Source organism: Sphaerisporangium fuscum, assembly GCF_018531465.1.
Taxonomy (GTDB): Bacteria; Actinomycetota; Actinomycetes; order Streptosporangiales; family Streptosporangiaceae; genus Sphaerisporangium; species Sphaerisporangium fuscum.
Genome location: NZ_JAHDTF010000011.1, coordinates 302703 through 329667, shown reverse-complemented (window position 1 = coordinate 329667; position 26965 = coordinate 302703). Strand labels below are relative to the sequence as shown.

Sequence of the window (26965 nt, the reverse complement as noted above, 5' to 3'; positions counted from 1 at the left end):
GCGGTCCCGCCACCCTGGGCGGGACGGCCGGCGGGCCCGGGACGGCCGCCGGTCCGGTGGGCGGGACGGCCGCCGGACGCGGCACGGGGGGACCCCGGCCGGCCGGGGGCCGTGTACGGAGTCCCCATCGCGCGCATCCTTACTTGACCGTGGTGATCGTGTCGAGGTTCGGGCTGTAGGCGTCGAGCTGCACGCCCGTGACCTTGTTGGAGTAGCCCGCCTGGTCCTGCCAGTTCCACAGCGGGATCATCGGCATCTCCGCGAGCGCGACGTCCTCGGCCTGCTGGTACAGCGGGATGCTGGCCTCCATGCTGGGCGCGGAGTTCGCCTTGGTGATCAGCTCGTTGAACTGCTTGTTGTCCCAGCCCATCCGGTTACCGGCGCCCCACATGTTCTCCAGGTAGTTCTGGGGGCTCGGGTAGTCCATGACCCAGTTGTTGCGGTAGGGGCCGTCCTCCTTCTTCGCCCGGAGGGTGGAGAGGTAGTCGGCGGCCGGGATCTTCTTGAACTGGATGTCGGCGATGCCGAGGTTCTGCTTGAGCTGGTTGGCCACCGCCTGCATCCACTGTTCGTAGCTGGGGTCGGCGTTGGAGAAGTAGAGGTTCAGCGTGCCCTTGAACCCTCCGGCCTTGTCGAACAGCGCCTTGGCCTTGGCCGGGTCGTAGGTGCACGCCTCGCCGCAGGCGTTGTCGCGGTAGCCGGGCACCAGCGGCGCCACCAGGGAGGCCATCGGCTTGAACGCGCCGTTGTAGACCGCGTCCACGATGGCCTGACGGTCGATCGCCATGGAGAACGCCTTGCGCAGGTCGGCGCTCTGGAACCGCTTGTCGAACGTCGGGAAGCCGAGGTAGTCCATGGTGCCACTGGGGGTCGGCACGAACCGGTCGCCGAGCAGCTTCTTGGCCTCCGGCGCGCTCGCCGGCGGGATCGTCTGCAGCAGGTCGACCTTGTTGGCCCGCAGGTCGGTGTACGCCGTGTCACGGCTGGCGTAGATCTTGAACAGGACGCTCTCGGACTTGGCGGGACGCGGGCCCGCGTACCCGTCGAACCTCTTCACCTTGAGCTGCTTGTTGTGCTCCCAGTCGCCGTCCAGGGCGAACGGGCCGTTGCCGATGGGCTTCTGGTCGTAGGCCTTGAGGTCCTTGAACGCCGCCTTGGGCATCGGCGCGAAGCCGGTGTAGGCCAGGGTGATCGGGAACTGGCTGAACGGCGCGGTGAGGGTCACCTGGAGGGTGTTGGGGTCGACGACCTTCAGGCCGCTCAGCTTGTCGGTCTCGGGCTTGGCGCCCTCCGCCTCGGGGTTGAGCTTGTCGTAACCCTCGATGTTGGCGAAGTAGTAGTTGTTGGTCCAGGCGTTCGGCCCGTAGGCGGTGGCGTTCCAGGCGTCGGCGAAGCTCTCGGCCGTGACCGGCTCGCCATTGTGGAACTTCTGCCCCGGCTTGATCTTGATCGTCCAGACCTTCTGGTCCTGGCTCGTCACCGACTCCGCGGCGCGCATCTGCGGCTGGCCCTTGGCGTCGATCACGACAAGCGTGTCGAACAGCGCCTGCAGCACCGTGACCGAGTAGCTGCTCGACGTGTTCCCCGGCGTCAGGTGGTCGGGCTCGGTGAGCGCGACGGAGAACTGCGAAACACCCTGCTTCCCCTGGTCACCGCTGGAATTCCCGTTGGAACCCCCACAGGCGCTCAAGGCCAGCGCCCCCGCGAGGAGGACGGCGGCACCTCGCGCCTTCTTCATGACCGTCACTGTTCCTCTGCCTCTCCGTCGCTCCGGCGTGATGCCGGAGAGGGTAAATAGGGGGCCAAGGGTCTACATCGGATGGTTTACGTATTCCCTGGGATGATCTGTGTCGGGCAAGCTGATCGTGGAGGATTGATGGACCAGATCACCCTGAGCGCACGCCACCTCCACGCGTTCACGGAAGTGGGCTTCGAGGTGGCCGGCGGGTCGGGGGCGCACGGCGCCATGACGGCGCTGCGGAAGATCGTCCCGGTGGAGGCGTACGAGTTCGTCGCGTTCGACCCCGCGACGGGCCGCCACCGCAGCCTGGTCTCGTCCGGTTACGCCCGCGTGGACGAGGACGCCGCCGAGGAGTACGCCCGCCTCGATCCCTACCGCCGCGCCATGGCCTCCCGCGTGCCGCTGCCCATGGGATCGCCCGGCACCGAGCTCTACTACCGCAGGCACCTGGAGCCGTACGGCTGGCGGTCGGGGCTGACCGCCCCGCTCTTCGTGACCGACGGCCGGTACACCGGCCTGCTGCACGTCAACTCCCGCGAGACGCTGCCGCCGGAGACCAGCACGGTGCTCAGCGCCGTCTCCAGCACCCTCGCGCACGTCACCGACCTGACGCGGTGCGTGATCGACCCGTTCGGCCTGCCCCCGGGGTTCCACGCGGTCGCGTTCGAGCGCGGCGGCCGGCGCCGCTCGGTGGCGGGGTGGCCGCCGTCGGAGGCGATCGAGCGCGAGCCGGCGATGGCGGAGCTGGCCGCCGGTTTCATCGACTCGCGCGAGCTGTCGCGCCGGGGCCTGTGGCTCGACTCCTCCGGGCAGTGGCGGGAGGTGCGCGTCCACCGTGCCGGCGTGGGCTTCCACGGCGCCATCCAGGGGGCGGTCGTCGCCGAGCGGCCCTGCGCCCTGCCCTACGACCTGACCGCGCGGGAGGTCGAGGTGCTGACGAGGGTCGCCCTCGGCGACTCCAACCCGCAGATCGCCGCGGCGCTGGTGCTCAGCGTCCGCACCGTGACCACCCACCTGGAGCACATCTTCGCCAAGCTCGGCTGTGACAGCCGCACCCGCCTGACCACCAAGGTGCTGGCCGAGGGCCTGTGCCGCCTCGACCTGTCCTGACGGCCGGCCGTACGGTCAGCGCGCCCCGCGCAGGACGCCCTGGGGCACGGCCGGCGCGGGGTTGAGCAGGTCCACGTGCATCTCGAACCAGACGTTGTTGGTGCCCGCCTCCCGAATGAAGCCCCAGCGGTGCGCGAGCGCCTCCAGCAGGAGCAGCCCCCGTCCTCCGGTGTCCAGCGGGGAGGAGGGCCGCCACCCGAAAGGGGGGTCGGGCGAGCCCGCGTCCTGGACGGCGATGCGCACCCACTCTCCCGAATAGGAGACGCTGAGGGTGAAGGAGCCGCCGTCGCCCGAGTCGGAGTGGACGACGGCGTTGGTGGCGATCTCGCTGGTCAGCAGCACACAGTCGTCGTGCAGCGGGTGCCCCGTGCCCAGCGCGGACGACACCAGCCGCCGGGCGCGCGCCACGGCGTCGGGATCCCCCGCGAGGTGCAGGACGCGATCACTGCCGGATCCGGCCGTGCCGTACCCTGTTGACGTCATTCGACCCCCTGGTCACCGATCTGCCCGCACCGCATTAAGGACGCCGCAGGCGCCCGCGGAGATGTCGCCAAAAGGTAGGAACCTGGTCCCCCGGGGGCTACGACGTCAGCAGCGAGTGGTCCTCGTCGAAGATGTCGGAGGCGGAGCGGACGATGAGCGGGTCGGGCGTGCCGACCACCTCGTCGTCCCTGTTGTCGTAGTCGAAGAGGCTGAGCACATGGCGCATGGCCTCGATGCGGCCGCGCTTCTTGTCGTTGCTCTTGATGACGGTCCAGGGCGCGTCCTCGGTGTCGGTGTTGAGGAACATGTCCTCTTTGGCCCTGGTGTAGTCGTCCCACTTGTCCAGCGAGGCGAGGTCGGTCGGCGACAGCTTCCACTGCCGCACCGGGTCGACCTGCCTGATGATGAACCGGGTGCGCTGCTCGCGGCGGGAGACCGAGAACCAGAGCTTGACCAGGTGGATGCCGTCGCGGACCAGCATGCGCTCGAACAGCGGGGCCTGGAGCATGAACTCGTCGTACTCCTCCGGGGTGCAGAAGCCCATGACCCGCTCGACGCCGGCCCGGTTGTACCAGGACCGGTCGAACAGGACGATCTCCCCGGCGGCCGGCAGATGCTGGATGTAGCGCTGGAAGTACCACTGCGTGCGCTCGCGCTCGCTCGGCTTCTCCAGCGCCACGACGGTGGCCCCGCGCGGGTTGAGGTGTTCCATGAACCGTTTGATCGTGCCGCCCTTGCCGGCGGCGTCGCGTCCTTCGAACAGGATCACCAGGCGGCCGCCGGTGTCCTTCAGCCAGTACTGCAGCTTGAGCAGCTCGATCTGCAGCAGCCGCTTGGTCTGGTCGTACTCCGGTCGCGACATCCGCTCGCCGTAGGGATAGTGCTCGCGCCAGGTGTCGACGGCGCGCCCGTCGGGGTACAGCAGCACCGGATCGTCGTCGTCGCTGGCGTCCACCCGCAGTCCCGGCGTGCGATCGAGCAGCTCGCTGGATTCGGCGGCTTCCTGAGGGCGGAGAACTTCCGAGGGGCCCGAGTCCATAGCGCACCCATTACCCACATACAGGACGGGTAACGTCGCGCTACAGGCTCTCTCGGCAGGCCCGCGCGCGGGCCTGCCGCAGCGCGGTCATGACGGGCTCCCGCAGGCCCGGGCACACCGCGATCGTGGCCGTGGAGCCGGCGGCGTGCTCGGTGCCGTCCTGGTCGAGCACCAGCCCGCCCGCCTCGCGCACCAGCAGCACCCCCGCCATGGTGTCCCACGGCAGGTTCGCCAGGATGACCGAGGCGTCGAGCCGTCCCTCGGCCACCCAGGCCAGGTCGATCGCCGCCGTCCCGATCATGCGGATCTTCTGCGCGCGGGCGCCGAGCAGCCTCAGCAGCTCGATACGGACGGCGTTCTTCGCCTCCGCGCCGTCGCCGACGGCGAAGTCGCCGATCGAGATCACCGCCTCGGACGGCTCGCGGACCCCTGACGCGCCGATGCGCTCCTCCCCCGCGTACGCCCCGTGCCCGGCCGCCGCCGTGTAGCTCGCGCCGAGGAAGGGCAGCTCGACGGCGGCCAGCACGCTCTGGCCGCCCTGCACCAGGGCGAGCGACACCGCGCACAGCGGAATGCCGCGGGCCAGGTTGGAGGTGCCGTCGACGGGGTCGAGCGCCCACCACGGCCCGTCGCCCCCGGGGCCGCTGCGCCCGTGCTCCTCGCCGAGGATCCCGATGCCGGGGGTCTCCCGCGACAGGAAGCCGCGCATGGCGTCCTCCACGGCGAGGTCGACGTCGGTGACGATGTCGCGCTCCCCCTTGGCCCGGACCGTGCCGAGCGCCCGGGACCGGATGATGCGGGTGGCCGTCGCGACGGCCTCCCTGGCGACGGGCAGCAGCTCGGCGTGGCCGGTCATCTCAGCCGCCGACGCTGTCGAGGCGGCCGGTCGCGGGGGTGCCGAGGTGCGGCAGCTCGTGCCCGAGCCGGTCGCGCTTGGCGGTCAGGTACCTGATGTTGTGGTCGTTGGCCGGGACGAGGAGCGGCACCCGGGACTCCACCACGACCCCGTTGTCCTCCAGGCCGCGGACCTTGTCGGCGTTGTTGGACATCAGGCGGACGGAGCGGATGCCCAGGTAGGTCAGCACCCGCGCCGCGGGGCCGAAGTCGCGGCTGTCCACGGGGAAGCCCATGACGGTCGCCGAGTCGACGGTGTCGAGCCCCTGTTCGTCCTGCAGGACGTGGGTGCGCACCTTGGCGACCAGGCCGATGCCGCGGCCCTCGTGCCCGCGCAGGTACACCAGCACGCCGCCGCCCTCGGCGACGATGGCGTCGAGGGCGGCCTCGAGCTGCTCGCCGCACTCGCACCGCATCGCCGCGAAGATGTCGCCGGTCACGCATTCGGAGTGCACCCGGACCAGGACGCCCTCCCGCCCCCGCGTCTCGCCGAGGACCAGGGCGAGATGCTCGTGCCCGTCGACGGGGTCCCGGAACGCGACGGTGCGGAAGGTGCCGCGGCGGGTGACGAGATCCGCCTCGGCGATGTCCTCACGGGCGATGCCGTGGTCACGCATCTGTGCCTCCTCGACTGTCGCCGCCGGCCCCGGCCGCTCGCGTGACTCCATTCCCGGCGGCTCCACGTGTTGCAAGTTCACGCGCGGCGGCAGACGCTAGCAGGCTATGAACGAATCCGCCTACTTTCTCCCGTTTCATACGACTGCGGACGAACGCGAGCGACGCGCCGACGTGGCGCTGCTGCCCGTCGGGAGTTTCGAACAGCACGGGCCCTACCTTCCCCTGGCCACCGACACGATCGTCGCCTGCACCGTCGCCGACGCGCTCGCCGCCGCCCACCCGGTGCTGCGGCTGCCGCCCGTGACGATCTCCTGCTCGCACGAGCACGAACACCCGGGCGGGGCGTGGCCGGGCACGGTCAGCATCTCCGCCACCACCCTGCACGCCGTCGTCGGCGACGTCGCCGCCTCGCTGCGGCGGTCCGGCGTCGCCAAGCTCGTGGTGGTCAACGGGCACGGAGGCAACTACGTGCTGGGCAACGTCGTGCAGGAGGCCGCCGGGAAGGGGCACCGGATGGCGCTGTTCCCCGGGCCCGCCGACTGGGACGCCGCACGCGCGGCGGGCGGCCTGGAGACCTCGGGCTGGAGCGACATGCACGCGGGCGAGCTGGAGACGTCCCTGCTCCTGCACGCCCATCCGGGGCTCGTCCGCCCCGGCTACGAGACGAGCGACCACGTCGCGGACGATCGCCGGCACCTCCTCACCCTCGGCATGGCGGCCTACACCGAGTCGGGCGTCATCGGACGCCCGTCACTGGCCTCGGCCGCGAAGGGAAAGGCCGTGCTCGAGAGCCTCGTCCGGTCGTTCGGCGACCACCTGCGAGTCCTCGGCGAATGACCCGTCCCCGGCAGGGGGTACGGCCACGGCGTCCGTCCGGTTCACCGCGGGCCGCGCGCCCGCGGTGCCGCGGCGCAGGAGGAGCACGGCGGCGCCGGGCAGGCTCGCGGCGAAGGCCAGCACCCCGTACACCACCGCCGTCGTGAGCCCCTGCCGGGCGCCCAGCCCGGCCGCGCCGAACGCCACGGCGAGGAAGGCCTCCCTCGGGCCCCACCCGCCGACGTTCACCGGCAGGGCCATCACCAGCAGCGCCAGCAGCGTCAACGGCAGGAGCCGCCCGATCGGCGCCGTCGAGCCGGCGGTGCGCGCGGCGACGACGAACAGCGTCAGGTGGCCGAGCAGCGCCGCCGCCGACAGCGCCACCACGCCCGGCCAGGTGTCCCGGGCGAGCAGCCCGTGGCGGGTGTCGGCCACGGCCGCCGTGACGGCGGCGCGCCACCTGGACTGACGCCCGCCGCGCCGGGCGCGCGCCGCCACCAGGACGCCCGCGACGGTGACGCCGGCCAGGGCGGCGACGGTGACGCCGAGGCCCGGCGCGACGTCACGCGCGACCGAGCCGGCGAGGGAGGGGTCGGCGAGCAGGACGACGATCCCGGCGGCGACGAGCACGAGCTGCCCGCCGACCCGCTCCAGCACCACGGCGCGCACACCGCGTCCGACGTCGCCGACGTGCCGTCCGTGGTTGACGGCCCGGTGGGCGTCCCCCAGCACGCCCGCGGGCAGCACCGCGTTGAGGAACAGCGCCTGGTAGTAGTCGGCCAGCGCCGAGCGCGCCGGCAGCGGCAGGCCGAGCCGGCGCGCCACCAGGCACCACCGCCAGACGCTGAACACCGTGGTCAGCAGCCCGATCGCCAGCGCCGCCACCACCGCCCGCCCATCGACGAGCCGCAGCCCGTCCACGAACGCCCCCGTCCCGAGCCGCCACGCGACCAGGGCCAGGATGCCCACCGCCAGCAGCAGGCGTAACCACGGCCACAGCCGCCGCGTCACGGGCGGCCGCCGGTCGCCGGTGCGGGGAGCGCGAGCAGGTCCTCGTGGTGGACCACGACGCCCAGGGCGCCCGACCGGCACGCTTCGAGCCTGCGCCGCAGGTGGTCGTGGGCGCGGCCGGCGAGCTCGGGGCGCTGCTCCACGGCCGCGCCGACCCAGCCGCGCAGCCACTCGGCGGTCAGCTCGGCGTGAGCGGAGCCGAGGCGCCACGGGCTCGGCGCCGTGGTGACCACCGCGCCGTGGCGCTCGAAGGCGGCGGTCGCCGCCGCCACCGCGTCCGGCCCGAGCAGGCGCCGTCCCCCGGTGACGCGGCGCTGGTGGGCGTTGAACGCCTCCTCGATCTCGGCGTCGAGCGGGTCGGCGGGGTCGAACTCGACGCGCCCGGCCACGGAGATGGTCAGCAGCGCGGGGCAGCGGGCCCCGGAGCAGGCCTCGGCGAGCGCCTCGATCTCGCCCGCGGTCAGCAGGTCCAGCAGCGCGGAGGCGGTCACCAGCGAGGTTCCGTCGAGACGCGCGGCGTCGATGAGGCCGATGTCCCCCTGCTCGGTCACGGCGGTCACCGGGCCGCCGTCCGCGGAGGGTCCGGTGACCGCGCCGGCGGCACGGGCGAGCAGGCCGGGGTCCCGGTCGTGCAGGATCCACCGCTGCGGGCCGGGCAGCCGTCCGGCCAGCCAGCGGCCCATGGAGCCGGTGCCGCAGCCGAGGTCGCGGACGACCGGCACCCCTCCGGGCGGTGGCACGGCCGCGAGGTGGGCCCTCAGTGGTCCGAGCAACTCGGCCGCCCGCGCCTCGGCGTCGGCCGGCTCCCGTAACGCGAGCCACTCGGGGGCGTAGCGGGTCTCGCCCCCGTCCGCGTCCGTCCCGGCGGGGACGGCGGCCGCCGTCCCGGCGGTGCCCACCTCGGCCGGTGACCGCTCGGGCTCGTTCACGTGGTCGTCAGGGGACGCCGTCGGAGCGCGTCCAGCACCTCTTCCAGGCGGCGCGTCGTCAACTCCCATCCGGTCAGGATGCCACGCCGATCATGCGCGTATGTCCGGATCCGCTCCCTGAGGGCGGGATCGGTGAGCCAGCGGCCCAGCGCGTCCGCGAGGGCCGCCGGGTCCTCGGGCGGGACCAGCAGACCGGGCACGCCGCCGCCGGGCGCGCGGCCGAGGGTGTCGGGAAGCGCGTCCACGGCCGTCGCGAGCACGGGGATCCCCCGGGCCAGCGCCTCGGTCACCACCATGCCGTACGTCTCGCCGCGCGAGGGCAGCACCACGAGATCGGCGGCGCCGTAGGCCTCCTCCAGCGGCCCGCCCGTCAGCGGCCCGGCCAGCCGCACCCGGCCGGTGAGCCCCAGCGCGCCGATCAGGTCCCGCAGCCGGGCGACGTACCCGCCGTCCCGCCCGAGCGCGCCCGCGAGCACACAGCTCCACGGCAGGCCCGTGAGGGACGCCAGCGCCCGGACCAGCAGATCCTGGCCCTTGCGCGGAGTGACGGCGGCGACGCAGAGCAGCCGGGAACCGCCGCCGGTGCCGGGGGCGAGCGGCGCGGGATCCACGCCGGGCGGCACGACGTGCACGCGGTCCGCCTCGAGGCCGTGGTGGGCGGCCAGCCTGCGCGCGGCCCACGGGCTCGTCGCGAGCACCGCGTGCGCCGCGCGCAGCGTCGCCCGTTCGGCGGCGTCGAGCTCCCCGGCGAGCTCGGGCGCGAGCCCGGTCTCGTCCGCCAGCGGCAGGTGCACCAGGACGGCGAGGCGCAGCCGCCGCGCCGACGGGACGACGACGTCGGGGACCCCGCACGCGACGAGGCCGTCCAGCAGCACCACCTCCCCGTCGGGGATCGCGGCGAGCGTCCGGGCCAGCGCGTCGCGGGCCGCACCGTCCGGGCGCGGCCAGGCGCCGTGGAGGGCGGTCTCGCGCACCGGCCGGCCCGCGGCGGCGAGGCCGTCGCAGACCCGACGGTCGTAGACGTTGCCGCCGCTCGGCACGCTCACGTCGTCGACGTCCCCCGGGAGCACGACGTGCAGGACGCCCCCGGCCGTCATCGCGGGCGCACCGCGGCGGCGAGGGCCGGGACGTGCCCGGCGGTGCCGCGGGACGCCGTGCTCACAGGGTGCGCTCGTAGCTCGCCCAGGCGACGTGGGACTCGTGCAGCGTGACGGTGACGCCGGCCAGGCCGCGCGCCCCCTCGCCCAGGGCCCCGGCGTGCACGCGGTCGGCGAGACGGTCGGCGATGAGCTTGGCCAGGAACTCGGTGGTGGTGTTGACGCCGGCGAGGTCCGGCTCCTCGTCCAGGTTGCGGTAGTTCAGCGGGGCGAGCACGGCGCCGAGCTCCTGGGTGGCGAGGCCGATGTCGACCACGATGTTGTCCTCGTCGAGCTCGGCCCTGCGGAAGGTCGCGTCCACGACGAACGTCGCGCCGTGCAGCCGCTGGGCGGGACCGAAGACGTCTCCGCGGAAGCTGTGCGCGACCATCAGGTGGTCGCGGACCGTGATGCTGAACAACGGTTTCCCCTCCAGGGCGGTCGGCCGTGTGTCACTCGGCCGGACCATACACGACCCGGTGGCACAAACCGGGCAGGGTCCCGTCGGTGAGTCGGGGCAGCACCTCGGGCAGATCGCCGAAATCGCACTCGCCGCTGATCAGCGCGTCGAACGCGGGGTCGGCGAGCAGCCGCAGGGCCAGCGACAGCCGGTCGCCGAAGGTGCGGCTGCTCCGGCGGGACGGCGAGACCATGCCGACCTGGCTGCCGCGCACGACCAGGCGGCGGGAGTGGAAGGCCTCGCCCAGCGGTACGGCCACCCGCCGGTCGCCGTACCAGCTCATCTCCAGCACGGTGCCCTCGTCGGCGAGCAACTCCAGCGAACGGGCGAGCCCCTCCTCGGTGGCGCTGGCGTGCACGACCAGGTCGCACTCCCCCGCCGCGTCGGCCGGCGCGGCGAACCCGACACCGAGCGCCTCGGCGACGGCCGCGCGCGAGCGGTCCACGTCGACCAGCTGCACCCGCACGCCCGGGAACCCGGCGAGCAGTCGCGCCACGCAGGACCCGACCATGCCGGCGCCGACCACGGCGATCCGATCGCCGACGAGCGGCGCGGCGTCCCACAGGGCGTTCACGGCGGTCTCCACCGTGCCGGCCAGGATCGCCCGCCCGGCCGGCACCTCGTCCGGCACCGGGGTGACCGCGGAGGCCGGCACGACGTAGCGCGTCTGGTGGGGGTAGAGGCAGAAGACGGTGCGGCCCACCAGCTCCGGCGGCCCCTGCTCGACGGTGCCGACGTTGAGGTAGCCGTACTTGACCGGGCCGGGGAAGTCGCCCTCCTGGAAGGGGGCGCGCATCGCCCGGCGCTGGCTCTCGGGCACACCACCCCGGAAGACCAGGGTCTCGGTGCCCCGGCTCAGCCCCGAGTAGAGGGTGCGCACCAGCACCTCGCCGGCGGCGGGCGCGGCCACCGGGACCCGCCGGATCTCCCCCACTCCGGGAGCCGGGACCCAAAACGCCTCTGCTTCGAACCCGATCGGCATTCTCTACGTTCCTGCTGAAAGTCGGCTCGGCTCTTCTCAGAGCCAGGTCAGCTGGATGATATTGGACGCCTTGCGTGCGGCGGCACGTGGATGTGGAGGCACGACCGTGGTCACAGTGGGTTCGGGGGTGTCGGTCCGGGGGCCGGCGGCCGGGGTGGGGGCCCAGGCCGTCCTGCTCGCGATGCTGGCGGTGGCCGTGGGGCTGCGCCCGGCGGGCTGGGTGGCCGGGGCGGCGTACGCCGTGATCCTCTCGGCCGTCCTCACCTTCGGCCTGTTCCGGTCGCACCGGCGGTCGCTCGGGCCGGCCGACCGGGTCACGCTGGCCCGCGCGGTGCTGGTCGGCGGCGTGACGGCCCTGGTCGCGACCACCTTCGCCGGCCGGCCGGCGCCCACCGCGCTCATCGTCGCCCTCGCGGCCGTGGCGCTGGTGCTGGACGGGGTCGACGGGCACGTGGCGCGGCGCACCGGCACCTCCTCCCCGCTCGGCGCGCGGTTCGACATGGAGGTCGACGCCTTCCTCATCCTGGTGCTGAGCGTCTTCGTCGCCCGGTCGCTCGGCCCGTGGGTGCTCGCGATCGGCGCCATGCGGTACGTCTTCGTCGCCGCCGCCTGGCTCGCGCCCTGGCTGCGGGCGCCGTTGCCGCCGAGCTTCGCCCGCAAGACGGTGGCGGCCCTGCAGGGGATCATCCTGGCGGTCGCGGCCTCCGGGCTGGCCCCGCTTCCGGTCGCGGCCGTCCTGGTGGGGGTGGCGCTGGCGTCGCTGTCGTGGTCCTTCGGGCGGGACACCGTCTGGCTGTTCCGCACCCGGGTGCCCGCCAGGTCTCGATCCAGGTACATAGCAGGCGAAACCCCGCCTAGGCGCATCGCCCGCTGCGATGATTGGCGGGCTATGATCACCTGAGTCCTACGCCTCCGTCCTGGACGTTCGGCAGAGGGAGCGGCCGGATGCCTCTGAAGCTGGCGGTCACCGAGCATCGTGATCCCGACTGTGTCGTCGTCGGGCTCACGGGCGACCTCGACGCTTCCACCACCCCGATGGCCCGGACACGGCTGCACGATCTCCTGGCCGAAGGGCGGACGCGGCTCGTCCTCGACGTCACCGGCCTGGCGTTCTGCGACTCGGGCGGCGTCTGGCTCCTGCTGGAGGTCCACCGCCGGGCCCGGGAGTCCGGCGGCTGGATGCGCATGGCCGGCGCCCAGGGCTTCCTGCGCCGCCTGCTGGACCTCACCCACCTGACCAAGGCGTTCGACCTGACCCCCGACCTCCCCACAGCCCTGCGAGAGGCGCGGCGGTGGTCTGAGGAGGAGGGAGGGTGAGCGTGATCACCTTCTGGATCGGGGCGGGCGCGGCGGCCTTTGCCGGGGGGCGGTGATCCCTCCCGGACGAAAGACGGCGATGTGTCAGGTGCGAGCCCAGCGTTGGTTGGTGCCGCCGTTGCAGGACCAGATCTGGAGCCTGGTGCCGTTGGCGGTGGTGTTTCCGGGTACGTCCAGACACTTGCCGGCGCCGACCGCAGTGATGCCGCCGTCGGAGTTGAAGCGCCACTGCTGGTTGTTCTGGCCGTTGCAGTCCCAGATGATCACACTGCTGCCGTCGGCGGTGGCGCCGTTGCCGACGTCCAGGCACTTGCCGCCGTACACGCGCAGTTCGCCCGAACCGGTCGGCGTCCATTGCTGGTTGGCCTGCCCGTTGCAGTCCCAGATCTGCGCCTGCGCGCCGTTGGCCTGGGATGCGCCGGCGACGTCAAGACACCTGCCCGACCCCACGTTTCTGATCGCACCCGCGCCCGTGGGGGTGGGCGTCGGTGTCGGGTTCGGCGAGGTTCCGTCGAGGCCGAGGAAGGTGAGGGCGTAGGGGAACATGCCGGTCAGCGGCAGGGAGTGGCCGTAGCCCGCGAAACTGAGCCCCTCGACCGGCGCCTGCGCGCCGGTGCCGCCGTACCGGGTCCGCGTGAGGCCCGGCTTCGGGCTGTCGGTGAACGCGGGGGTCTGGCTCACCCCGTTGAGGTTGGTCCACTGTTTGATCTCTTCGCCGAAGTTGGTGTAGGCGAGGGTGGTGTCGGTGGTGCCGTGCCACAGTTGCATCCGCGGGTAGCGGCCGGTGTATCCGGGGTACATGGCCCGCGCCTGGTCGCCCCACTGCTGGGCGGTCTTGACGAGCTGGCCGCCGGAGCACTGGCTGTTCCACAACGACCCGTTGGTGGTGGCGAAGCACCCGGCCGGGACGCCGGAGAACGCGGCGGCGGCGGAGAACACGTCGGGGTACTGCGCGGCCAGCACGTTGGTCATCATCGCGCCGGAGGAGAAACCGCTGACCACGATGCGGGCCGGGTCGACGTTGTAGCGCTGACGGGCGTAGGCGACCATCGACATGACGCCGGTGGAATCCCCGCCGCCGTTGCGCCTCAACGCGGCCGGGGTGGACACGTCGAAGCACTGACCGCTGCGGGTGGCCTCGGGGACCACGATGATGTACCCGTACCGGTCGGCCGCGGTGACGTAGTCGTGGCCGACGCCGTTGAACACCCCGGAGGCCGAGCCGGTGCAGTAGTGCACCATGACCAGCAGTGCCGGCCGTGCCGCCACCCGGTCCGGGACGTAGATGTACATGTTCAGGTTCGTCGGGTTGTCACCGAAGCCGGTCACCCGGGTCAGCGACGCGGCCGCCGCGGGACGGATCCCCACCATCATGCAGACGGCCACCAGCGATGCGACGGCGGCCGCGAGTACGCGGGGCAATCTTCGTTTCACGCCATGTCCTTCCAGTAGCTGCTCGACTCGGGCTCTGTGGTGGCCCGGTCGCGCGGACCGGGCCACCACAGGCGCGGGCGTCCCACCGGGCGCCGGCGCGTCAAGGACGGGGCGTCAGCTACGGCTCCACTTCTGGTTGGCGCCGCCGGTGCAGGTCCACAGCTCCACGAGCGTGCCGTTGCCCGTCGCCTCGCCGGTGACGTCCAGGCACAGGCCCGACTGCACGCCGGTGACCGTGCCGTCGGCGTTGAGGTTCCACTGCTGGTGGGCGCCGCCGCCGCAGTCCCAGATGATGACCCTGGTGCCGGGAGCCGTGCCGCCGCCCTCGGCGTCCAGGCACTTGCTGCCGTACACCTGGAGCTGCTTGCCCGCGGTCAGGTTCCACTGCTGGTTGGTGCCACCGTTGCAGTCCCAGATCGCCACCTGGGTGCCGTTGGCCTGCGACTGGGCGGGGACATCGAGGCAACGGCCCGACGCGGCGCTTCGCAGCACGTTGGACGGGCCACCGCCCGGACCGGGCGTGATGGACAGGTTGTCGAACTGCGCCGTCTCGGTCGCGCCGGTGCCGATGCCGGCCTGGCCGGCGCCCCACATCGCGTCGGTGGCCGTGCCCACCGTCACACCGTCGATCTTGGCGGTGATCGCGGAGCCCGAGAAGCCCAGGGACAGCGTGTGCCAGCGGTTGGTGCCGAGGGCGGCCACGGTGCCACTGCGCAGGGTCGTGACGACGTTGGCGGCGGTGTTGCGCTGGATCGACCAGGCGCCGGCATCGGTGACCCGTAGGTAGTAGGCGTTCTGTCCGGCCGGGCCGTAGTGCTGGGTGCCCCCGCGCCCGATGAGCTTGACGTAGCCGGCCTGCTCCAGCAGGACGTCGGAGGAGACGGTGTAGTTGCTCCAGTTCACGTCGCCGAGCAGCGCGTACGGATCGTAGTCCCCGTCCCATGTGATCGGCATGCGCGGGGACATCTGACGTACGCACCTGCCCGCACGGCCCCCGCCGCATGCGGTCACCTCGAAGGCCCCCTGCTGGTCCATCAGGTATTTGGCCTCCTTGCCGATCGCATACCCCTCGTAGTCGTCGGAATACGGCAGCGCCATCGACCCGGGCGCCGGACTCGTGGCGGTGCCCTTGCCCTGGCCCGTGGTGGTCGTGACGGTGTACACGCGGCCGGGCTGAACGGTCAGCGAGTACGCGCCGCCCGAGGGCGTGATGTCGCTGCCGCGCACGAGGTGGGCGGCGGGATCGGCGGAGTTGAGGTCGGTGGACCACACGTGCACGGTACCGGTGGGCAGACCGCCGGTGACGGTGAAGTTCAGGGTCTGGGCCGCGCTCGCGTCCACGGTCTCGATGATCGTGCTGTAGGCGGAGTTGTCGGGAGACTTCAGCGAGACGTAACTGCCGTTGCCGCGGACGCCACCGATGTAACCGCTGGAGGAGTCCAGATAACGCCAGCCCGGTGCCGTGAACTGTGTGGTCTGCGCCATCGTCCAGGCGTTCTTGCCCACCGCGTAGTACCCCGACCACGGCTGGGGCGCTATGGCGACGCCCATCGTGGGCCACGGGATGTTCGGGGTGATGGCGGCGACGATCGGCCAGTTCAGGTAGGCGGTCATCTTGCCGTCGATGTAGTCGCGGTTGATGCCGCGTGCGAAGGCCTTGGCGCCGTCGTTGTAGTCGTCGGACCCGTTCTCGCTGGCCCACAGCTGCTTGCCGGAGTTGATCGCGTTGGCGGAGCTGGGGCAGTTGGTCTGCGCGCTGCGATAGCCGCACACGTAGTGCGATCCGAAGATGTCCACGGCATTGCGGAAGGCCGCGTTGTTCACCGCGTCGTCCGCCGCGCCCCAACTGGTGTCATCTGCCACGATCTTGACGTTGCCGAAGCCGTTGGCGTCCAGGGCGGCGTTCAGGTTGATGTACCAGTTGAGGTCACGTCCCCTCTCGTTCCAGCCGCCGAGATAGTCGATGGTCAGCCCGTGGCTGTTCTTCGCGCACCTGAGCCAGTCGACCAGGTAGTTGATCATGTCCTGTGACCAGAAGTTCCGGTTGCCGATCCAGCCCGGCGCGCCCCACGCGAGGCCGGCCAGCCTGATGTTCGGATTGCGCGCCTTGGCCTGCTCCATCAGCCACCACTCGTAGCCCCGCCCGCAGTCCAGGTCGGCGGCGGTGTGCCGGTGGCTCGGCTCGGCGCCGCTGGTCGAGTTGGTGTCGCCGCCGATCTCCACCTTGAGGATCTGCACGGCCGCGCCGTAGCCGGGCTTGAACATGTAGTCCAGGATCTGGCCGCGCTGCGGCTCGGGGTAGTCGACGAGCAGGCGGCTGTTGCCTCCGCCGCCGCTGATGGCGCCGATGCCGTCGAGCGTACGGCCGCCGGAGCCGCCGTTGATGGTGATCGCGACGGCGGCCTGCGCCGGCGAGACACCGACCAGGGAGATCGCGGCCGTCAGTAGCGCGATCACGAGAGTGAAGGCGTACGCCATGGCCATTCGTCGCCGGCTCATGAAGCTCCTTTCGACGTGGGCAGGTGCGCGGGTGGCTGCGCCCGCGTGATGCGCTGCCGCGGCAGCCCGGCGATCACGCATGAGGTGCTCTCTGACCGGCGTCTGGTTCGACGTGGCGGAGGGCCCCTGTGAGTGGGGGCACGACCAGGATCGCTCGTTCAGGGGAAGCGCAGGGTGAGGGACGGCCGGCCGAAGGCGGCCGGGCTCGATCCGGGGGTACGGCGTTTTCGCCCATACCTGAGTCTCCAGTGCTGGGATCGATGGGGACATGGAGGAATCCCCTGGTCCACGAGCGGATCGCCGCCGATCGGTGCCGCAGCCGGGGGTTCCTGCCGCTCACCACCGACCCCGGCAGGAGGAAGCCGTCTTGGGGACTCAGTGTGGAAAGCGCCACGAAACCTGTCAAGGGTGCCGACGAATCGGTTCGACGTCAGGTCAAGGGCTTCCAGCGTGCCCATGCTCCGCGTGTGCGACCGCTCCGCACGTCGTGGGGCGGACGCGCCGCCCGCCGCGAACGTCATGAACGACTGAACGTTTCATCGCCTCGCCCTGTCACGGAAGTGCGGCCCGCGCCCTGTCGGCGCAGATGGCGCGCATCGGCGGCTCGGAGAACCATGGCCGGACCGGAGGCGGGCCCTTGACGAAGCCTCGTCGTGTCGTCTTTGCTTCACCGCACCACCACCTCGTCCGGTTCGAGTGAAGCACGACGCGCGATTCGCTCCCACAAGTGTTAGCGCTAACACCCCTTTCTCTCCCTCCCCGACACCAGGAGATGACATGGCCCGGTCCCGGCATCCGCCAGAGCGGGCCCGACTCGGTCTCCCACCTCGCTGGGGACCACCAGGTGCCGGTGGGCCGACCCGTGGCCCCCGGGATCAGCGGAAGATGCCCGTGTGGCCGAGGGAGTGCCGGCCGGGCTGGGGGTAGACGGCGAGGCCGTGCGGCCCGCGGTCGACCTTGATCCTGCGGATGACGTGCCCGTCACGGGTGTCGAAGACGTAGACCTCGCTGTTGTAGCGTCCCGCGAGCCACAGCCGTCTGCCGTCGGCGGAGACCCCGCCCATGTCCGGCGACCCTCCCCCGGGGATGCGCCAGATGGCGACCGGCCTGCGCTTGGCGAACGAGATGACCGACACCGATCCCGCGCCCCGGTTCGACACGTAAAGCTCGCGGGAGTCCCGGCTGACGTACAGGCCGTGGGCGCCCGCGCCGGTCGGGACGAAGCCGCTCACCTTGAAGGTCTCGGCGTCCACCAGCCAGACCCCGCCCTTCATCATGTCGGCGATGTAGAACGTCGTGCCGTCCGGGGAGAGCTTGACGTCCTGCGGCATGCTGTGGCGGTCCAGCCGCACCACCTCGCGGATCCGCCGGTGGGGCAGGTCGACGACGACCAGGTGCCCGGAGAACTCACAGCTGGCCAGGAAGATCGAGCCGTCCATGGTGAAGTCGGCGTGGTTGATCCCCCTGCAGGGCACGTTCATCGACTCGCGCAGTTCGAAGGTGTGCGGGTCCCGGAAGTCCAGCCGGTTCAGGCGCTCGGCCATGACCAGGGCGGTGGTGCCGTCCGGGGTGAAGTACAGGTTGTAGGGGTCCTCGACCGCGATCGGCCTGCCCGGTTCGCCCGTCGCCGGGTCGATGGGCGTGAGGGTGTTGCCGTCGTTGTTGTTCACCCACAGCGTCTTGAGGTCCCAGGACGGGACGACGTGCTGCGGGCGCCGGCCGACGACGAAGTGGCGGATCACCTTGTAGGTCTTGGGGTCGATGACGCTGACGGTGCCGCTCTCGCTGTTCGGCACGTAGACCAGGGAGGGGAAGCCCGCCACCACCGGGCTGAGCATGCCGGGGCGGTCGTGGGCGTAGACGTCGACGACGGCGCGCTGCTCGCCGTGCGCCTTCGGCAGGCCGACGGGGTCGTTCGTGTCCGAGGCCGTCGGCGACGGCGGGTCCGGGGAGACGGAGGCCGGGCCGTGGGCGTGCGGTGGCGGGCCGGAGCACGCGCACAGGACCAGGGCGAGAACGGCCGCCACGGCCGAGGCCCTGCTCATGACCCGGGCGCCGGTGGCAGGGGGGCGTGGGCGCCCCGTCGTCAGCCGCTGCATCACCCGGCCCGCTTCCCTTCTCCGATGCCCGCCGACCGGCTCCCCGGCCGGACTACGGCAACGCTAGGAGGGGAAGGGTCAGGCGACGTCCAACTGCGGGTCAGCGGCGCGTCCGCCTTCGGCGGGGGACGCGCTACGGGTTGAGCACGATCTTTCCGGCGACGGTGCCGGATTCGGCCAGCCGCAGAGCGTCGGCGACGCGGGCGAGCGGCAGCTCGACGGCGATCTGGGCGGTGACCTCCCCCCGCTGGAGGGCCGCGAAGACCTCGCCGAGGTCGGCGCGCAGCCGGGCCCGGAACCGGTCCTCGGCCAGGGCCCGCCCGGCCCAGACGTTGTAGAAGTAGGCGCGGCGGCGGTTGGGCAGCGCGTTCCACAGCCACACCCGGCCGAGCAGCTTGAGCACGGGCCACTGCTTGGACCCCTCGTCGTCGCGGGTGGAGGCGCTGCCGTAGGAGACGAGCGTGCCGCCGGGCGCGAGCAGACGCCAGGAGTCCACGACGCCGCGGCCGCCGACGTGGTCGAAGACGGCGTCCACCCCGCGGGGGGCGAGCTCGCGGACGCGCGCGGCGACGTCCTCGGTGCGGTGGTCGACCGGGACGACCCCGCGCTCCCGCAGGGCGTCGTGGTGGCGCGCGGACGCCGTGCCGATCACCTTCGCGCCCGCGGCCCGTGCCAGCTGGACCAGGACCGAGCCCACACCGCCGTTGGCGCCGTGCACCAGAACGGTCTGGCCCGCGCGGACCCGTGCCTTGCGGTGCAGCATCTGCCAGGCGGTGATGCCGTTGACCACCACGGTCTCGGCCTCCGCCGCGCCGACCCCCTCGGGAACCTCCACCACGTCCGCCGCGTGGACGATCACGTGGCTGGCCCAGCCGCCGACCTTGATCAGAGCGGCCACCCGTGTGCCGGCCAGGCCGGGCTCTACGCCCGCGCCGGTCGCCAGCACCGTCCCGACCAGGTCGTAGCCGGGCACGAACGGGAACGCCGGCTGGTCGTAGTAGCGGCCGCGGCGCATCTGCTGTTCGGCGAAGGAGACCCCGGTCGCCTCCATCCGGATCAGGACCTGGCCCGGGCCGGGGGCGGGGACCGCTCCGTGCCGGATCTGCAGCCCCTCGGGCTCTACCTTGCCGGGCAGCACGACCTCGACGAGACCTTCGGCGTTCATGACGACCTCCATCGGTTAGCTCATCTCGCTTTCGTTAGAAGATGTAACTCATCCGCCTGGGAGTGTCAATGGGTTTCGTGATAGCTTCTAACTAAACCTTGAAGATGTAGCCCTGGGCGCGGAAAGGTGGCAGGCCATGGCGGAATCCGGCACGAAGGCCCCACGTGAGCGCTACCGCGCGCAGGTGCGCGCGGAGATCAAGGAACTCGCGTGGCAGCAGATCGCGACGGCGGGGGCGTCCACGCTCTCCCTCAACGCGATCGCCAAGCGGATGGGCATGAGCGGGCCCGCGCTCTACCGGTACTACGCCAGCCGCGACGAGCTGATCACCGAGCTCATCAGGGACGCCTACCGAAGCCTCGCCGACGCCGTCCGCGCGGCCGCCGGGCCCGGCCCCGAGGGCGCCGCCGCGCTGGCCCGCGCGATACGCGGGTGGGCGCTCGACGATCCCCAGCGGTACCTCCTCATCTACGGCACGCCCGTCCCCGGCTACCACGCGCCCGAGGACGTCACCGCGATCGCGTCCGAGATCATGGCGGCCCTGCTCGACGCCTTCGCCGCGCTGCCCTCCGAGGGCACGGGGACGCCGTTCGACGCGCACCTCGAAGAGCACCGGCAGTGGGCGGGCGACCACCCCGCCCCGCCCGCGGTCCTCCACCGGGCCCTGACCTTCTGGACCCGGCTGCACGGCGTGCTGTCCCTGGAACTCGCCGGGCACTTCACCGGCATGAGCTTCGACCCCGCGCAGCTCTACGCCGCCGAAGTGGACGACCTGCTGGGGCGCTGACCCCACCCGTTCGTTCCGCCGGGCGGTGGTCCCCGGCATCGCCCGAGGTCCTGCGCCCGTTTCGGCTGCATGATGGCGCGCGGGGTCGTGCGGGCGATATTCGTAGGTGTCGACATGGGGCACCGGCCCAGGCCTCCCGGCAGCTCGCCCAGGCCGAGGAGTCCGCGGAGGTGTACGCCTCGCCCCCGGTACATGTGAAGAGCCGTGCGGTGGTGGCGCACACGGCTCTTCACAGCCCTGTCAGGAGTGCTCGGCCGCTTCCTTCAACCGCTGGAGCCAGGAGGTCAGCGAGCCTTCCAGTGCGGTGCGCATGCCCGCGATGTCGGCCAGGATCGGCTCGCCGTCCCACGATTCTTCGGTATGGACGTGGACCAGGCCGTCCTGCTCTCTGAAGGTCCACTGGTGGATGCCGGTGATGCCGTGGGCGGGGCCGCCCCACAGGATCCGGTGGGGGGCCTCGACGGCGTGAACGGTGGAGGTGATGTCCAGGCCGAAGGTGCTCCAGCGGAAGGCCGAGCCGGGGAGCGGGGGGCCGTCGGCGGAGGCGTCGGTGATGTCGCTCTGCCAGCTGGGCCAGGAGTTCACATCGGTGTGCAGGGCCCAGACCCGCTCCAGAGGTGCGTCGATCACGATGTCCAGGCGGACGACGACGGGGGCCTGCGTGTTGATGGCGGTGATCACTTGTTGTCCTCGATCCAGTGGCCGTGGATGCCCGCCGGGACGCGGCGGGGCAGCTCAACGGTGGCGATGGGGTCGTCGTTCAGGTTTGAGGCGTCCAGCACGAGCAACTGGGAGGCATTCGCCGTCAGGTCGCTGACGATGGTGAGCAGGTAGCCGTCGTCCTCCGAGGTGGCCCCGTCGGCGGGGACGAAGACGGCCTCGCCGGGCATCCGGCCCTCGCCGTGCGCGAAGAGCTGCTGCCGGCCGGTGACGGTGTCGAACTTGACGGTGTGGTAGCCGCTGAGCCCCGCGCCCGGGAATGCGATGGCGTAGCTGTAGCGGTTGGCGCTGCCGGTGTGCGCGTCGTTGATGGACGGGAACTCGGTGACCAGGCCGTCCAGCGCCTCCTCGGTGACCTTGCCGGTGGCCGGATCGAGGATCCAGCGGTGGAAGGTGGATCCGGCGTCGGGAGCGGCGCCGTACCCGGGGGCGCCGATCCACCACTTCCATGAGCTCTCCCATCCGGCGCGGTCGAAGCGCGGCCCCTCCAGGACCACCCGGCCCTGCGGGTCGGCGTAGGAGTTGGTGACGTGGAGGATGGCCCCCTGGTTCTCGACGTCGAACCAGGTGACCTCGGCGGCCCCGGTACGAGGCATGACACCGATGCGGAACGGGACGTCGTCGTGCCAGCGGTAGGGGATGCCGGAGTGCTCGGCGTGATCGAAGACGACGGGAGAGTTGATGAAGACGGCGTGCTCGCGGGTGATGGCGAAGTCGTGCATCAACGAGGGGCCCGACCCGTCCACCACGGTGGAGCGCGTGATCTGCCCGGCGACGTCGGCCACGTGGTAGGTCAGGTACGGCGGGAACGGACTGTAGGAGAAGAAGTGCAGCTCACCGGTGACCGGGTCCTCCTTGGGGTGTGCGGTCATCGAGCTGGTCAGCTTGCCGCCGAAGTCGTACACGCCGACCGTCTCCAGCTCGCCGGTCACCTCCCAGGGCAGGTTGGCCTCCTGCAGGGCCAGGTACCGGCCGCCGTGGAAGATGATGTTCGTGGCCGCGGCGCTGACCTCCAGTTCGGTGCCGGTGAACGGCACGCCGTCCAGGAAGGGCGTCTTCACCCAGCGGTTGCGGTACCACTCGGCCCGGCCACCCGCCAGGCGAACGCCGTGCAGCATGCCCTCGCCTCGGAACCAGTGCGTGGGGGTGATGCCGGGCTTGGGGTTGTGGCCGTTGCGGAAGTAGCGGCCGTTCAGCTCCGGCGGCAGGGCGCCGTGGACGGTCAGCTCCCGTGCGGTGATCTCGTCGGTGACGGGTGTGTAGTGGCCGGTGATGTACGGCTTGGTGAGTTCGTTCACGATGACGGTACTGCCTTTCCGATCATGAGGAGGGCGATGACGGCGCAGGCCAGGAAGGCTCCGCCGTAGGTGGGCAGGAGGGTGAGGAAGGACAGGCCGACGGCGCCGCCGATCTGCCGTGTGGCGTTGACCAGGCCCCCGGCCAGGCCGCTGTCTTCGGGAGGCACGCCGGCCGACGACAGCTCTGTGATCCGTACGAAGGCCACGCCCAGGCCCGCGCCCACGAGCAGCGTCGGGCCCAGCAGGTCGATCAGGAACGTTCCGTCGGCGGGCGTGCGCGCCAGCCAGGCCAGTCCCGCCGCCAGCGCGAGCAGCCCGGCCGGCAGGACGGCACGGCCACGCCGCCCGCTGACCGCCCATGACGAGAGCGTGATCATCAGGGCGAGCGGAAGCTGGGTCAGCCCGGCCTCCAGCGGCGAGTAGCCGAGGGTGCGCTGCTGGTAGAGAGGAAGGAAGTAGAACAGCCCCAGCCAGACCGCGCCCAGCAGTGCCATCAGCGCGTTGGGCAGGACCAGGCGCGCCATGCGCGGCGGCAGGAGCGGGTCGGGAGAGCGGCGCTGCAGCGCGACGAACGCGGCGAGCAGCACCAGCCCCACGAGGACCAGCGGCCAGAAGCCGGTCAGCCCGTAGGTGAGCGCGACCAGCCCGCCGGTGACCGTGACGGCTCCTGGCAGGTCCAGGCGTCCGCCGCGGACCGGAGCCGGCTCGACCAGGCGCCAGACCGCCACCAGGACGGCCAGCGTGAACGGGACCAGGACGAGGAACACCGAGCGCCAGCCGTACAGGCCGGTGAGCACGCCGCCGAGCAGCACCCCGGCCGCCCCGCCCGCGCCGGAGACCGCGCCCCACACGCCGAGCGCCCGCCCACCGGGATAGAGGCTGAGGACCAGCCCCAGCGCGGTCGGCGCCACCAGCGCGGCGCCCAGCCCCTGCAGAGCTCTTGCCGCGATCAGGGTCGCGGCGTCGGGGGCGAGCCCGGCGGCCAGCGAGGAGAGCGAAAACACGCCGGCGCCCGCGAGGAAGACACGCCGCAGACCGTACACGTCACCGGAGCGACCGCCCAGGAGCAGCAGCGCGCCGAAGACGAGCACGTAGGCGTTGATCACCCAGGACAGCCCGGAGGCGGACAGGCCCAGGCCGGTACGGATGGCCGGCAGGGCGACGTTCACGATCGAGGTGCTCAGCACGACCAGGAACTGGGCCGTGGCCAGGACCGCCAGGGGCAACTGCTTCATGCCCTCACGCTCGCAGCGCGGCGTTCACCCTCGCGTCGGTAGTTGTCGCCTATGTCTCACCTATACAGACATGCAGCTACCTAGGCGTTCGAGATAATTGCGGCATATATGGACACATTGGTTGGGCGTAAAGAGGAGCTTGCACGGCTGGACGCGCTGCTGGAGGGGGCCAGGCAGAGCCGGGGCGGCGCGCTGGTGATGCACGGGGAACCGGGCATCGGCAAGAGCGCGCTGCTGGACCATCTGGCGGACCACGCGACTGGCTTCCTGGTCATGCGAGCCTCAGGGGCCGAGTTCGAGATGGAGCTGCCTTTCGCGGCCCTGCACCAGTTGTGCATGCCCGTGCTCAGGCACGTGGCGGAGCTGCCGCCGCCGCACCGCAGGGCCCTGGAGATCGCCTTCGGCCTGGGCACCGGCACCCCCGACCCGTTCCTGGTGGGGATGGCGACGCTGGAACTGCTCGTGGAGCGGGACCGGCCGCTGCTGTGCGTCATCGACGACGCGCACTGGCTCGACCACGCCTCCGCCAGGGCGCTGGCCTTCCTGGCACGGCGGGTGAGCGCGGAACGCGTGGCCGTGGTCTTCGCCGCACGCACCGGCGCGAGGGCGCCGGCCGAGCTGGACGAGCTGCCCGGCCTGACCGTGCCAGGGCTGGCCGAGCCGGACGCCCGCGCGCTGCTGATCGGCGCGATCCGCGCACCCCTGGACGAGCGCGTACGCGACCGCATCCTGGCCGAGGCCCGCGGCAACCCGCTGGCCCTGCTCGAGCTGCCCAGGACCGCCGGCCTGACCGGCATGGCCGGCGGCTTCGACCTGCCACCGCCGGGCGCGGTCGAGCAGAGCTTCCGTGCCCGGCTGGAGATGCTGCCGCCCCAGGCCCGGCTGCTGCTGACCATCGCCGCCGCCGACCCGCTAGGAGATCCGGCACTGCTGTGGCGGGCGGCCTCGCGGCTCGGCATCCGCGACACCGCCACCGACCAGGCGGCCACGCTGGTGGAGTTCGGCACCCGGATCCGCTTCAGCCATCCGCTGGCGCGCTCGGCGGTCTACCTGGCCGCCTCCGCCGAGGAGCGGCGGCAGGCGCACGCGGCGCTGGCATCGGTGAGCGACCCGCTCGCCGACCCTGACCGGGTCGCCTGGCATCGCGCCCAGGCCAGCGCCGGGCCCGACGAGGAGGTCGCGATCGAGCTGGTCCGATCAGCCTCGCGGGCCCAGGCCAGGGGAGGCGTGGCCGCCGCCGCCGCGTTCCTCGAACGCGCCGCCGCGCTCACCCTCGATCCGCGGCTGCGCGTCGAGCGGGTGCTGACGGCGGTCGAGGCCAAGCTGTCGGTCGGCGCGTTCGATGCGGCCGCCGAACTGCTCACGACCGTGGATGCCGCCGACCCCCGCGCCGACCTCCTGCGCGGCCGGCTCTCCTTCGTCCGCCATCGGGGCGGCGACCGGCCGACGGATCACCTGCTGCGCGCGGCCGGCCGGCTCTCAGGCACGGACCCGGCCTGGGCGCGGGCCTGCTACCTGGACGCGATCGAGATGGGAATCCTGACCGGCGGGCTGGACGCCGTCATGGACGCCGCCCGCCAAGCCCCGTCCCCGCCCGGTGAGCCCTCCAGTGCCGACGTCGTCCTGGACGGCCTGGTCACCTTGGCCGGCCGGGGCCATGGGGCCGCCGCCGAGATCCTGCGCCCCGTCATCCGCGACACCGGCGACGAGGTGTGGACCCGGCGGCCCTCGCTCGGCTACCTGATCGCCGCCGAGCTGTGGGACTTCGACGCCATGCGGGACATAGCCGCCCGCACCGCGGCCGCAGGCCGAGAATCCGGCTCCCTCCATACGCTACCGATCGGGCTGGCCATGCTGGCCACCGTCACCGCGCACTCCGGCGACTTCGGCGCCGCGATGGAGATGATCTCGGAGGAGGAGGCGATCGCCGCGGCCACCGGCGCGGCACCGCTGATCTACCCGCGGATCCACCTGACCGCGCTGCGCGGGCGGGGCGAGGAGGCCGCCGAACTGTTCGCCGGTGTCGGGCCGCACATGACACTCAGCATGCAGTGGGCGACGGCCGTGCTCAACAACGGCTTGGCCGACTACCCGGCCGCGCTGAAGGCGGCCGAGCGGGCGGTAGCGCACGGCGAGGTCGGACTGGCCGGGCTGGCGCTGCCCGAACTGGTCGAGGCCGCCGTACGCTGCGGCTCGGACCAGGCGGCCCGCTCGGCGCTCGCCTCGCTGAGCGAGCGCAGCCGGGCCGGCGGGCACGCCTGGGGGCTGGGGGTCGAGGCGTACTCGCGGGCGCTGGTCCACGACGACGAGGAGGGGTACCGGGAGGTCGTCTCGCTGCTGGAATCCGGCCCGGCGATCTACCTCGGCCGCGCTCGCCTGCTCTACGGAGAGTGGCTGCGGCGGAAGGGACGGCGCCGCGACGCCCGTGCCGAGCTGCGACTGGCCCACGAGCTGTTGTCCGGCATCGGCGCGGCGGCCTTCACCGAACGGGCCGCGGGAGAGCTGCGGGCCACCGGCGAGCACGCGCGCAGCCGCTCTTCACAGGCCTCGGACCTGCTGACAGTGCAGGAGGTGCACATCGCGCGGCTGGTCGCTGAGGGGGCCACCTCCAAGGAGGTGGCGGCCAAGCTGTTCCTCAGTCCGCGTACGGTCGACGCGCACCTGCGCAACATCTTCCGCAAGCTGGGGCTCACCTCCCGCCGGCAACTACGTGACCTGCCGGACATCCGTTAGCCGCATCGTGGTGCCGGCGGCTTCCGGCCCCGTCATCGTCTCGGCCGGTCCGGGCCAGCTCGGGCCGTACTTGGCCCGGTAGGCGGCCGAGACCCGGTCGATCAGTCCGGCGTCCTCCACCAGGTCAAGGCGGGCTTCGTACACGGCGCCGCCGGCCTCCACCAGGGCCGCCGGGCATGTCCGCGCCCGCCGGTACCAGGCGCTGCGCTCGCCGAACGCGGAGCGGACATACGATTCGCCGGTCACGGTCACCACCCAGATGGGCCGGGCCGACCAGCTCCCGTCCGCATGCCGTACGCACAGCGTGATCTCATACGCTTCCATGGGCTCACGATCGTCCAGCCGCGCGGTGACTCGCGTCGGTGATGCTCACCTACGTCATTGATCTCGGCCTTTAGGCGGCTTTCACCGACGCGAGCCGGTGGCATGCTTCGCGAAGGTCGAGCCATGACCACCACA

The 26965-nt window shown here is 72.1% G+C and carries 24 protein-coding genes; 6 read left to right on the top strand and 18 right to left on the bottom strand.

The window, feature by feature from the left end:
• Positions 1–139: 139 nt before the first annotated feature.
• Positions 140–1738, bottom strand: a complete 1599-nt coding sequence (locus tag KIK05_RS15130) for a peptide ABC transporter substrate-binding protein (protein ID WP_214411321.1) — start codon at positions 1736–1738, stop codon at positions 140–142.
• Between the two features lie 138 nt (positions 1739–1876).
• On the opposite strand from KIK05_RS15130, the gene KIK05_RS15125 reads away from it, so the two are divergent.
• Entirely contained in the window at positions 1877–2851 is a 975-nt protein-coding gene (locus KIK05_RS15125) for a helix-turn-helix transcriptional regulator (RefSeq protein ID WP_214411320.1), read from the top strand.
• A gap of 15 nt (positions 2852–2866) precedes the next feature.
• Here the strand turns inward: KIK05_RS15125 and KIK05_RS15120 are convergent, their stop codons facing one another.
• The 4 genes from KIK05_RS15120 to KIK05_RS15105 all read right to left on the bottom strand — a co-directional run bounded on the left by KIK05_RS15120 (position 2867) and on the right by KIK05_RS15105 (position 5884).
• Positions 2867–3334 (bottom strand): ATP-binding protein, encoded by a 468-nt coding sequence (locus tag KIK05_RS15120; protein ID WP_214411319.1) that lies wholly within the window; start codon positions 3332–3334, stop codon positions 2867–2869.
• Positions 3335–3431: 97 nt separating this feature from the next.
• On the bottom strand, positions 3432–4373 hold the full coding sequence (gene ppk2, locus KIK05_RS15115; protein WP_214411318.1) for a polyphosphate kinase 2: 942 nt from the start codon (positions 4371–4373) through the stop codon (positions 3432–3434).
• A gap of 40 nt (positions 4374–4413) precedes the next feature.
• A complete protein-coding gene (locus tag KIK05_RS15110; RefSeq protein ID WP_214411317.1) occupies positions 4414–5229 on the bottom strand; it encodes an inositol monophosphatase family protein in 816 nt (271 codons plus the stop codon).
• A 1-nt stretch (position 5230) separates the two neighbouring features.
• A complete protein-coding gene (locus tag KIK05_RS15105) occupies positions 5231–5884 on the bottom strand; it encodes a GTP cyclohydrolase II (RefSeq protein WP_214411316.1) in 654 nt (217 codons plus the stop codon).
• 106 nt (positions 5885–5990) lie between these two features.
• Between KIK05_RS15105 and KIK05_RS15100 the strand changes: the two genes are divergently transcribed.
• Positions 5991–6722 (top strand): creatininase family protein, encoded by a 732-nt coding sequence (locus tag KIK05_RS15100; protein WP_214411315.1) that lies wholly within the window; start codon positions 5991–5993, stop codon positions 6720–6722.
• Here the strand turns inward: KIK05_RS15100 and KIK05_RS15095 are convergent.
• The 5 genes from KIK05_RS15095 to KIK05_RS15075 form a co-directional block, all read right to left on the bottom strand.
• Positions 6636–7712: a lysylphosphatidylglycerol synthase transmembrane domain-containing protein gene (locus KIK05_RS15095; protein WP_214411314.1), complete on the bottom strand. Its 1077-nt coding sequence runs from the start codon at positions 7710–7712 to the stop codon at positions 6636–6638. The genes KIK05_RS15100 and KIK05_RS15095 overlap by 87 nt on opposite strands.
• Entirely contained in the window at positions 7709–8641 is a 933-nt protein-coding gene (locus KIK05_RS15090; RefSeq protein ID WP_308249924.1) for a class I SAM-dependent methyltransferase, read from the bottom strand. The genes KIK05_RS15095 and KIK05_RS15090 overlap by 4 nt, the downstream gene beginning before the upstream one ends.
• Positions 8638–9738 (bottom strand): glycosyltransferase family 4 protein, encoded by a 1101-nt coding sequence (locus KIK05_RS15085; RefSeq protein ID WP_214411313.1) that lies wholly within the window; start codon positions 9736–9738, stop codon positions 8638–8640. The genes KIK05_RS15090 and KIK05_RS15085 overlap by 4 nt, the downstream gene beginning before the upstream one ends.
• Before the next feature lie 61 nt (positions 9739–9799).
• Positions 9800–10198 carry a 6-pyruvoyl trahydropterin synthase family protein gene (locus tag KIK05_RS15080; RefSeq protein WP_214411312.1) on the bottom strand — a complete coding sequence of 133 codons (399 nt, stop codon included), beginning with the start codon at positions 10196–10198 and terminating at the stop codon, positions 9800–9802.
• A gap of 31 nt (positions 10199–10229) precedes the next feature.
• Positions 10230–11219 (bottom strand): zinc-dependent alcohol dehydrogenase, encoded by a 990-nt coding sequence (locus KIK05_RS15075; protein WP_250562778.1) that lies wholly within the window; start codon positions 11217–11219, stop codon positions 10230–10232.
• 181 nt (positions 11220–11400) lie between these two features.
• Between KIK05_RS15075 and KIK05_RS15070 the strand changes: the two genes are divergently transcribed.
• A complete protein-coding gene (locus KIK05_RS15070) occupies positions 11401–12120 on the top strand; it encodes a CDP-alcohol phosphatidyltransferase family protein (protein ID WP_250562845.1) in 720 nt (239 codons plus the stop codon).
• A 44-nt stretch (positions 12121–12164) separates the two neighbouring features.
• A complete protein-coding gene (locus KIK05_RS15065) occupies positions 12165–12536 on the top strand; it encodes an STAS domain-containing protein (protein WP_214411310.1) in 372 nt (123 codons plus the stop codon).
• Between the two features lie 84 nt (positions 12537–12620).
• On the opposite strand, the gene KIK05_RS15060 is transcribed toward KIK05_RS15065, so the two are convergent.
• The 4 genes from KIK05_RS15060 to KIK05_RS15045 form a co-directional block, all read right to left on the bottom strand.
• Positions 12621–13970 (bottom strand): extracellular catalytic domain type 1 short-chain-length polyhydroxyalkanoate depolymerase, encoded by a 1350-nt coding sequence (locus tag KIK05_RS15060; protein WP_308249923.1) that lies wholly within the window; start codon positions 13968–13970, stop codon positions 12621–12623.
• Positions 13971–14084: 114 nt separating this feature from the next.
• Positions 14085–16469: a ricin-type beta-trefoil lectin domain protein gene (locus KIK05_RS15055; protein ID WP_214411309.1), complete on the bottom strand. Its 2385-nt coding sequence runs from the start codon at positions 16467–16469 to the stop codon at positions 14085–14087.
• A gap of 875 nt (positions 16470–17344) precedes the next feature.
• Entirely contained in the window at positions 17345–18514 is a 1170-nt protein-coding gene (locus tag KIK05_RS15050; protein WP_214411308.1) for a YncE family protein, read from the bottom strand.
• A gap of 187 nt (positions 18515–18701) precedes the next feature.
• Positions 18702–19733 (bottom strand): medium chain dehydrogenase/reductase family protein, encoded by a 1032-nt coding sequence (locus tag KIK05_RS15045; protein WP_214411307.1) that lies wholly within the window; start codon positions 19731–19733, stop codon positions 18702–18704.
• 136 nt (positions 19734–19869) lie between these two features.
• On the opposite strand from KIK05_RS15045, the gene KIK05_RS15040 reads away from it, so the two are divergent.
• Entirely contained in the window at positions 19870–20520 is a 651-nt protein-coding gene (locus KIK05_RS15040) for a TetR/AcrR family transcriptional regulator (protein WP_214411306.1), read from the top strand.
• Positions 20521–20760: 240 nt separating this feature from the next.
• On the opposite strand, the gene KIK05_RS15035 is transcribed toward KIK05_RS15040, so the two are convergent.
• From KIK05_RS15035 to KIK05_RS15025, 3 genes are read right to left on the bottom strand one after another with little or no spacing between them, the layout of a single operon-like run.
• The gene (locus KIK05_RS15035; protein ID WP_214411305.1) at positions 20761–21201 is read right to left on the bottom strand and encodes an SRPBCC family protein; all 441 of its coding nucleotides are present in this window, start codon (positions 21199–21201) and stop codon (positions 20761–20763) included.
• Positions 21198–22538 (bottom strand): carotenoid oxygenase family protein, encoded by a 1341-nt coding sequence (locus KIK05_RS15030; protein WP_214411304.1) that lies wholly within the window; start codon positions 22536–22538, stop codon positions 21198–21200. The genes KIK05_RS15035 and KIK05_RS15030 overlap by 4 nt, the downstream gene beginning before the upstream one ends.
• Entirely contained in the window at positions 22535–23773 is a 1239-nt protein-coding gene (locus KIK05_RS15025) for an MFS transporter (protein ID WP_214411303.1), read from the bottom strand. The genes KIK05_RS15030 and KIK05_RS15025 overlap by 4 nt, the downstream gene beginning before the upstream one ends.
• Positions 23774–23881: 108 nt before the next feature.
• On the opposite strand from KIK05_RS15025, the gene KIK05_RS15020 reads away from it, so the two are divergent.
• Positions 23882–26506 (top strand): ATP-binding protein, encoded by a 2625-nt coding sequence (locus tag KIK05_RS15020; protein ID WP_214411302.1) that lies wholly within the window; start codon positions 23882–23884, stop codon positions 26504–26506.
• Here the strand turns inward: KIK05_RS15020 and KIK05_RS15015 are convergent.
• Positions 26480–26830 carry a DUF2255 family protein gene (locus KIK05_RS15015; protein ID WP_214411301.1) on the bottom strand — a complete coding sequence of 117 codons (351 nt, stop codon included), beginning with the start codon at positions 26828–26830 and terminating at the stop codon, positions 26480–26482. The two genes, KIK05_RS15020 and KIK05_RS15015, sit on opposite strands and share 27 nt — an antisense overlap.
• Between the last annotated feature and the right edge of the window lie 135 nt (positions 26831–26965).

Bases quoted from the DNA above. Each gene is read 5' to 3' on its own strand.
- KIK05_RS15120 (WP_214411319.1), bottom strand. From the start codon at position 3,334: ATGACGTCAACAGGGTACGGCACGGCCGGATCCGGCAGTGATCGCGTC.
- KIK05_RS15105 (WP_214411316.1), bottom strand. From the start codon at position 5,884: ATGCGTGACCACGGCATCGCCCGTGAGGACATCGCCGAGGCGGATCTC.
- KIK05_RS15125 (WP_214411320.1), top strand. From the start codon at position 1,877: ATGGACCAGATCACCCTGAGCGCACGCCACCTCCACGCGTTCACGGAA.
- KIK05_RS15110 (WP_214411317.1), bottom strand. From the start codon at position 5,229: ATGACCGGCCACGCCGAGCTGCTGCCCGTCGCCAGGGAGGCCGTCGCG.
- KIK05_RS15130 (WP_214411321.1), bottom strand. From the start codon at position 1,738: ATGAAGAAGGCGCGAGGTGCCGCCGTCCTCCTCGCGGGGGCGCTGGCC.
- KIK05_RS15025 (WP_214411303.1), bottom strand. From the start codon at position 23,773: ATGAAGCAGTTGCCCCTGGCGGTCCTGGCCACGGCCCAGTTCCTGGTC.
- KIK05_RS15065 (WP_214411310.1), top strand. From the start codon at position 12,165: ATGCCTCTGAAGCTGGCGGTCACCGAGCATCGTGATCCCGACTGTGTC.
- KIK05_RS15020 (WP_214411302.1), top strand. From the start codon at position 23,882: ATGGACACATTGGTTGGGCGTAAAGAGGAGCTTGCACGGCTGGACGCG.
- KIK05_RS15070 (WP_250562845.1), top strand. From the start codon at position 11,401: ATGCTGGCGGTGGCCGTGGGGCTGCGCCCGGCGGGCTGGGTGGCCGGG.
- KIK05_RS15085 (WP_214411313.1), bottom strand. From the start codon at position 9,738: ATGACGGCCGGGGGCGTCCTGCACGTCGTGCTCCCGGGGGACGTCGAC.
- KIK05_RS15045 (WP_214411307.1), bottom strand. From the start codon at position 19,733: ATGAACGCCGAAGGTCTCGTCGAGGTCGTGCTGCCCGGCAAGGTAGAG.
- ppk2 (WP_214411318.1), bottom strand. From the start codon at position 4,373: ATGGACTCGGGCCCCTCGGAAGTTCTCCGCCCTCAGGAAGCCGCCGAA.
- KIK05_RS15100 (WP_214411315.1), top strand. From the start codon at position 5,991: ATGAACGAATCCGCCTACTTTCTCCCGTTTCATACGACTGCGGACGAA.
- KIK05_RS15015 (WP_214411301.1), bottom strand. From the start codon at position 26,830: ATGGAAGCGTATGAGATCACGCTGTGCGTACGGCATGCGGACGGGAGC.
- KIK05_RS15075 (WP_250562778.1), bottom strand. From the start codon at position 11,219: ATGCCGATCGGGTTCGAAGCAGAGGCGTTTTGGGTCCCGGCTCCCGGA.
- KIK05_RS15050 (WP_214411308.1), bottom strand. From the start codon at position 18,514: ATGAGCAGGGCCTCGGCCGTGGCGGCCGTTCTCGCCCTGGTCCTGTGC.
- KIK05_RS15040 (WP_214411306.1), top strand. From the start codon at position 19,870: ATGGCGGAATCCGGCACGAAGGCCCCACGTGAGCGCTACCGCGCGCAG.
- KIK05_RS15055 (WP_214411309.1), bottom strand. From the start codon at position 16,469: ATGAGCCGGCGACGAATGGCCATGGCGTACGCCTTCACTCTCGTGATC.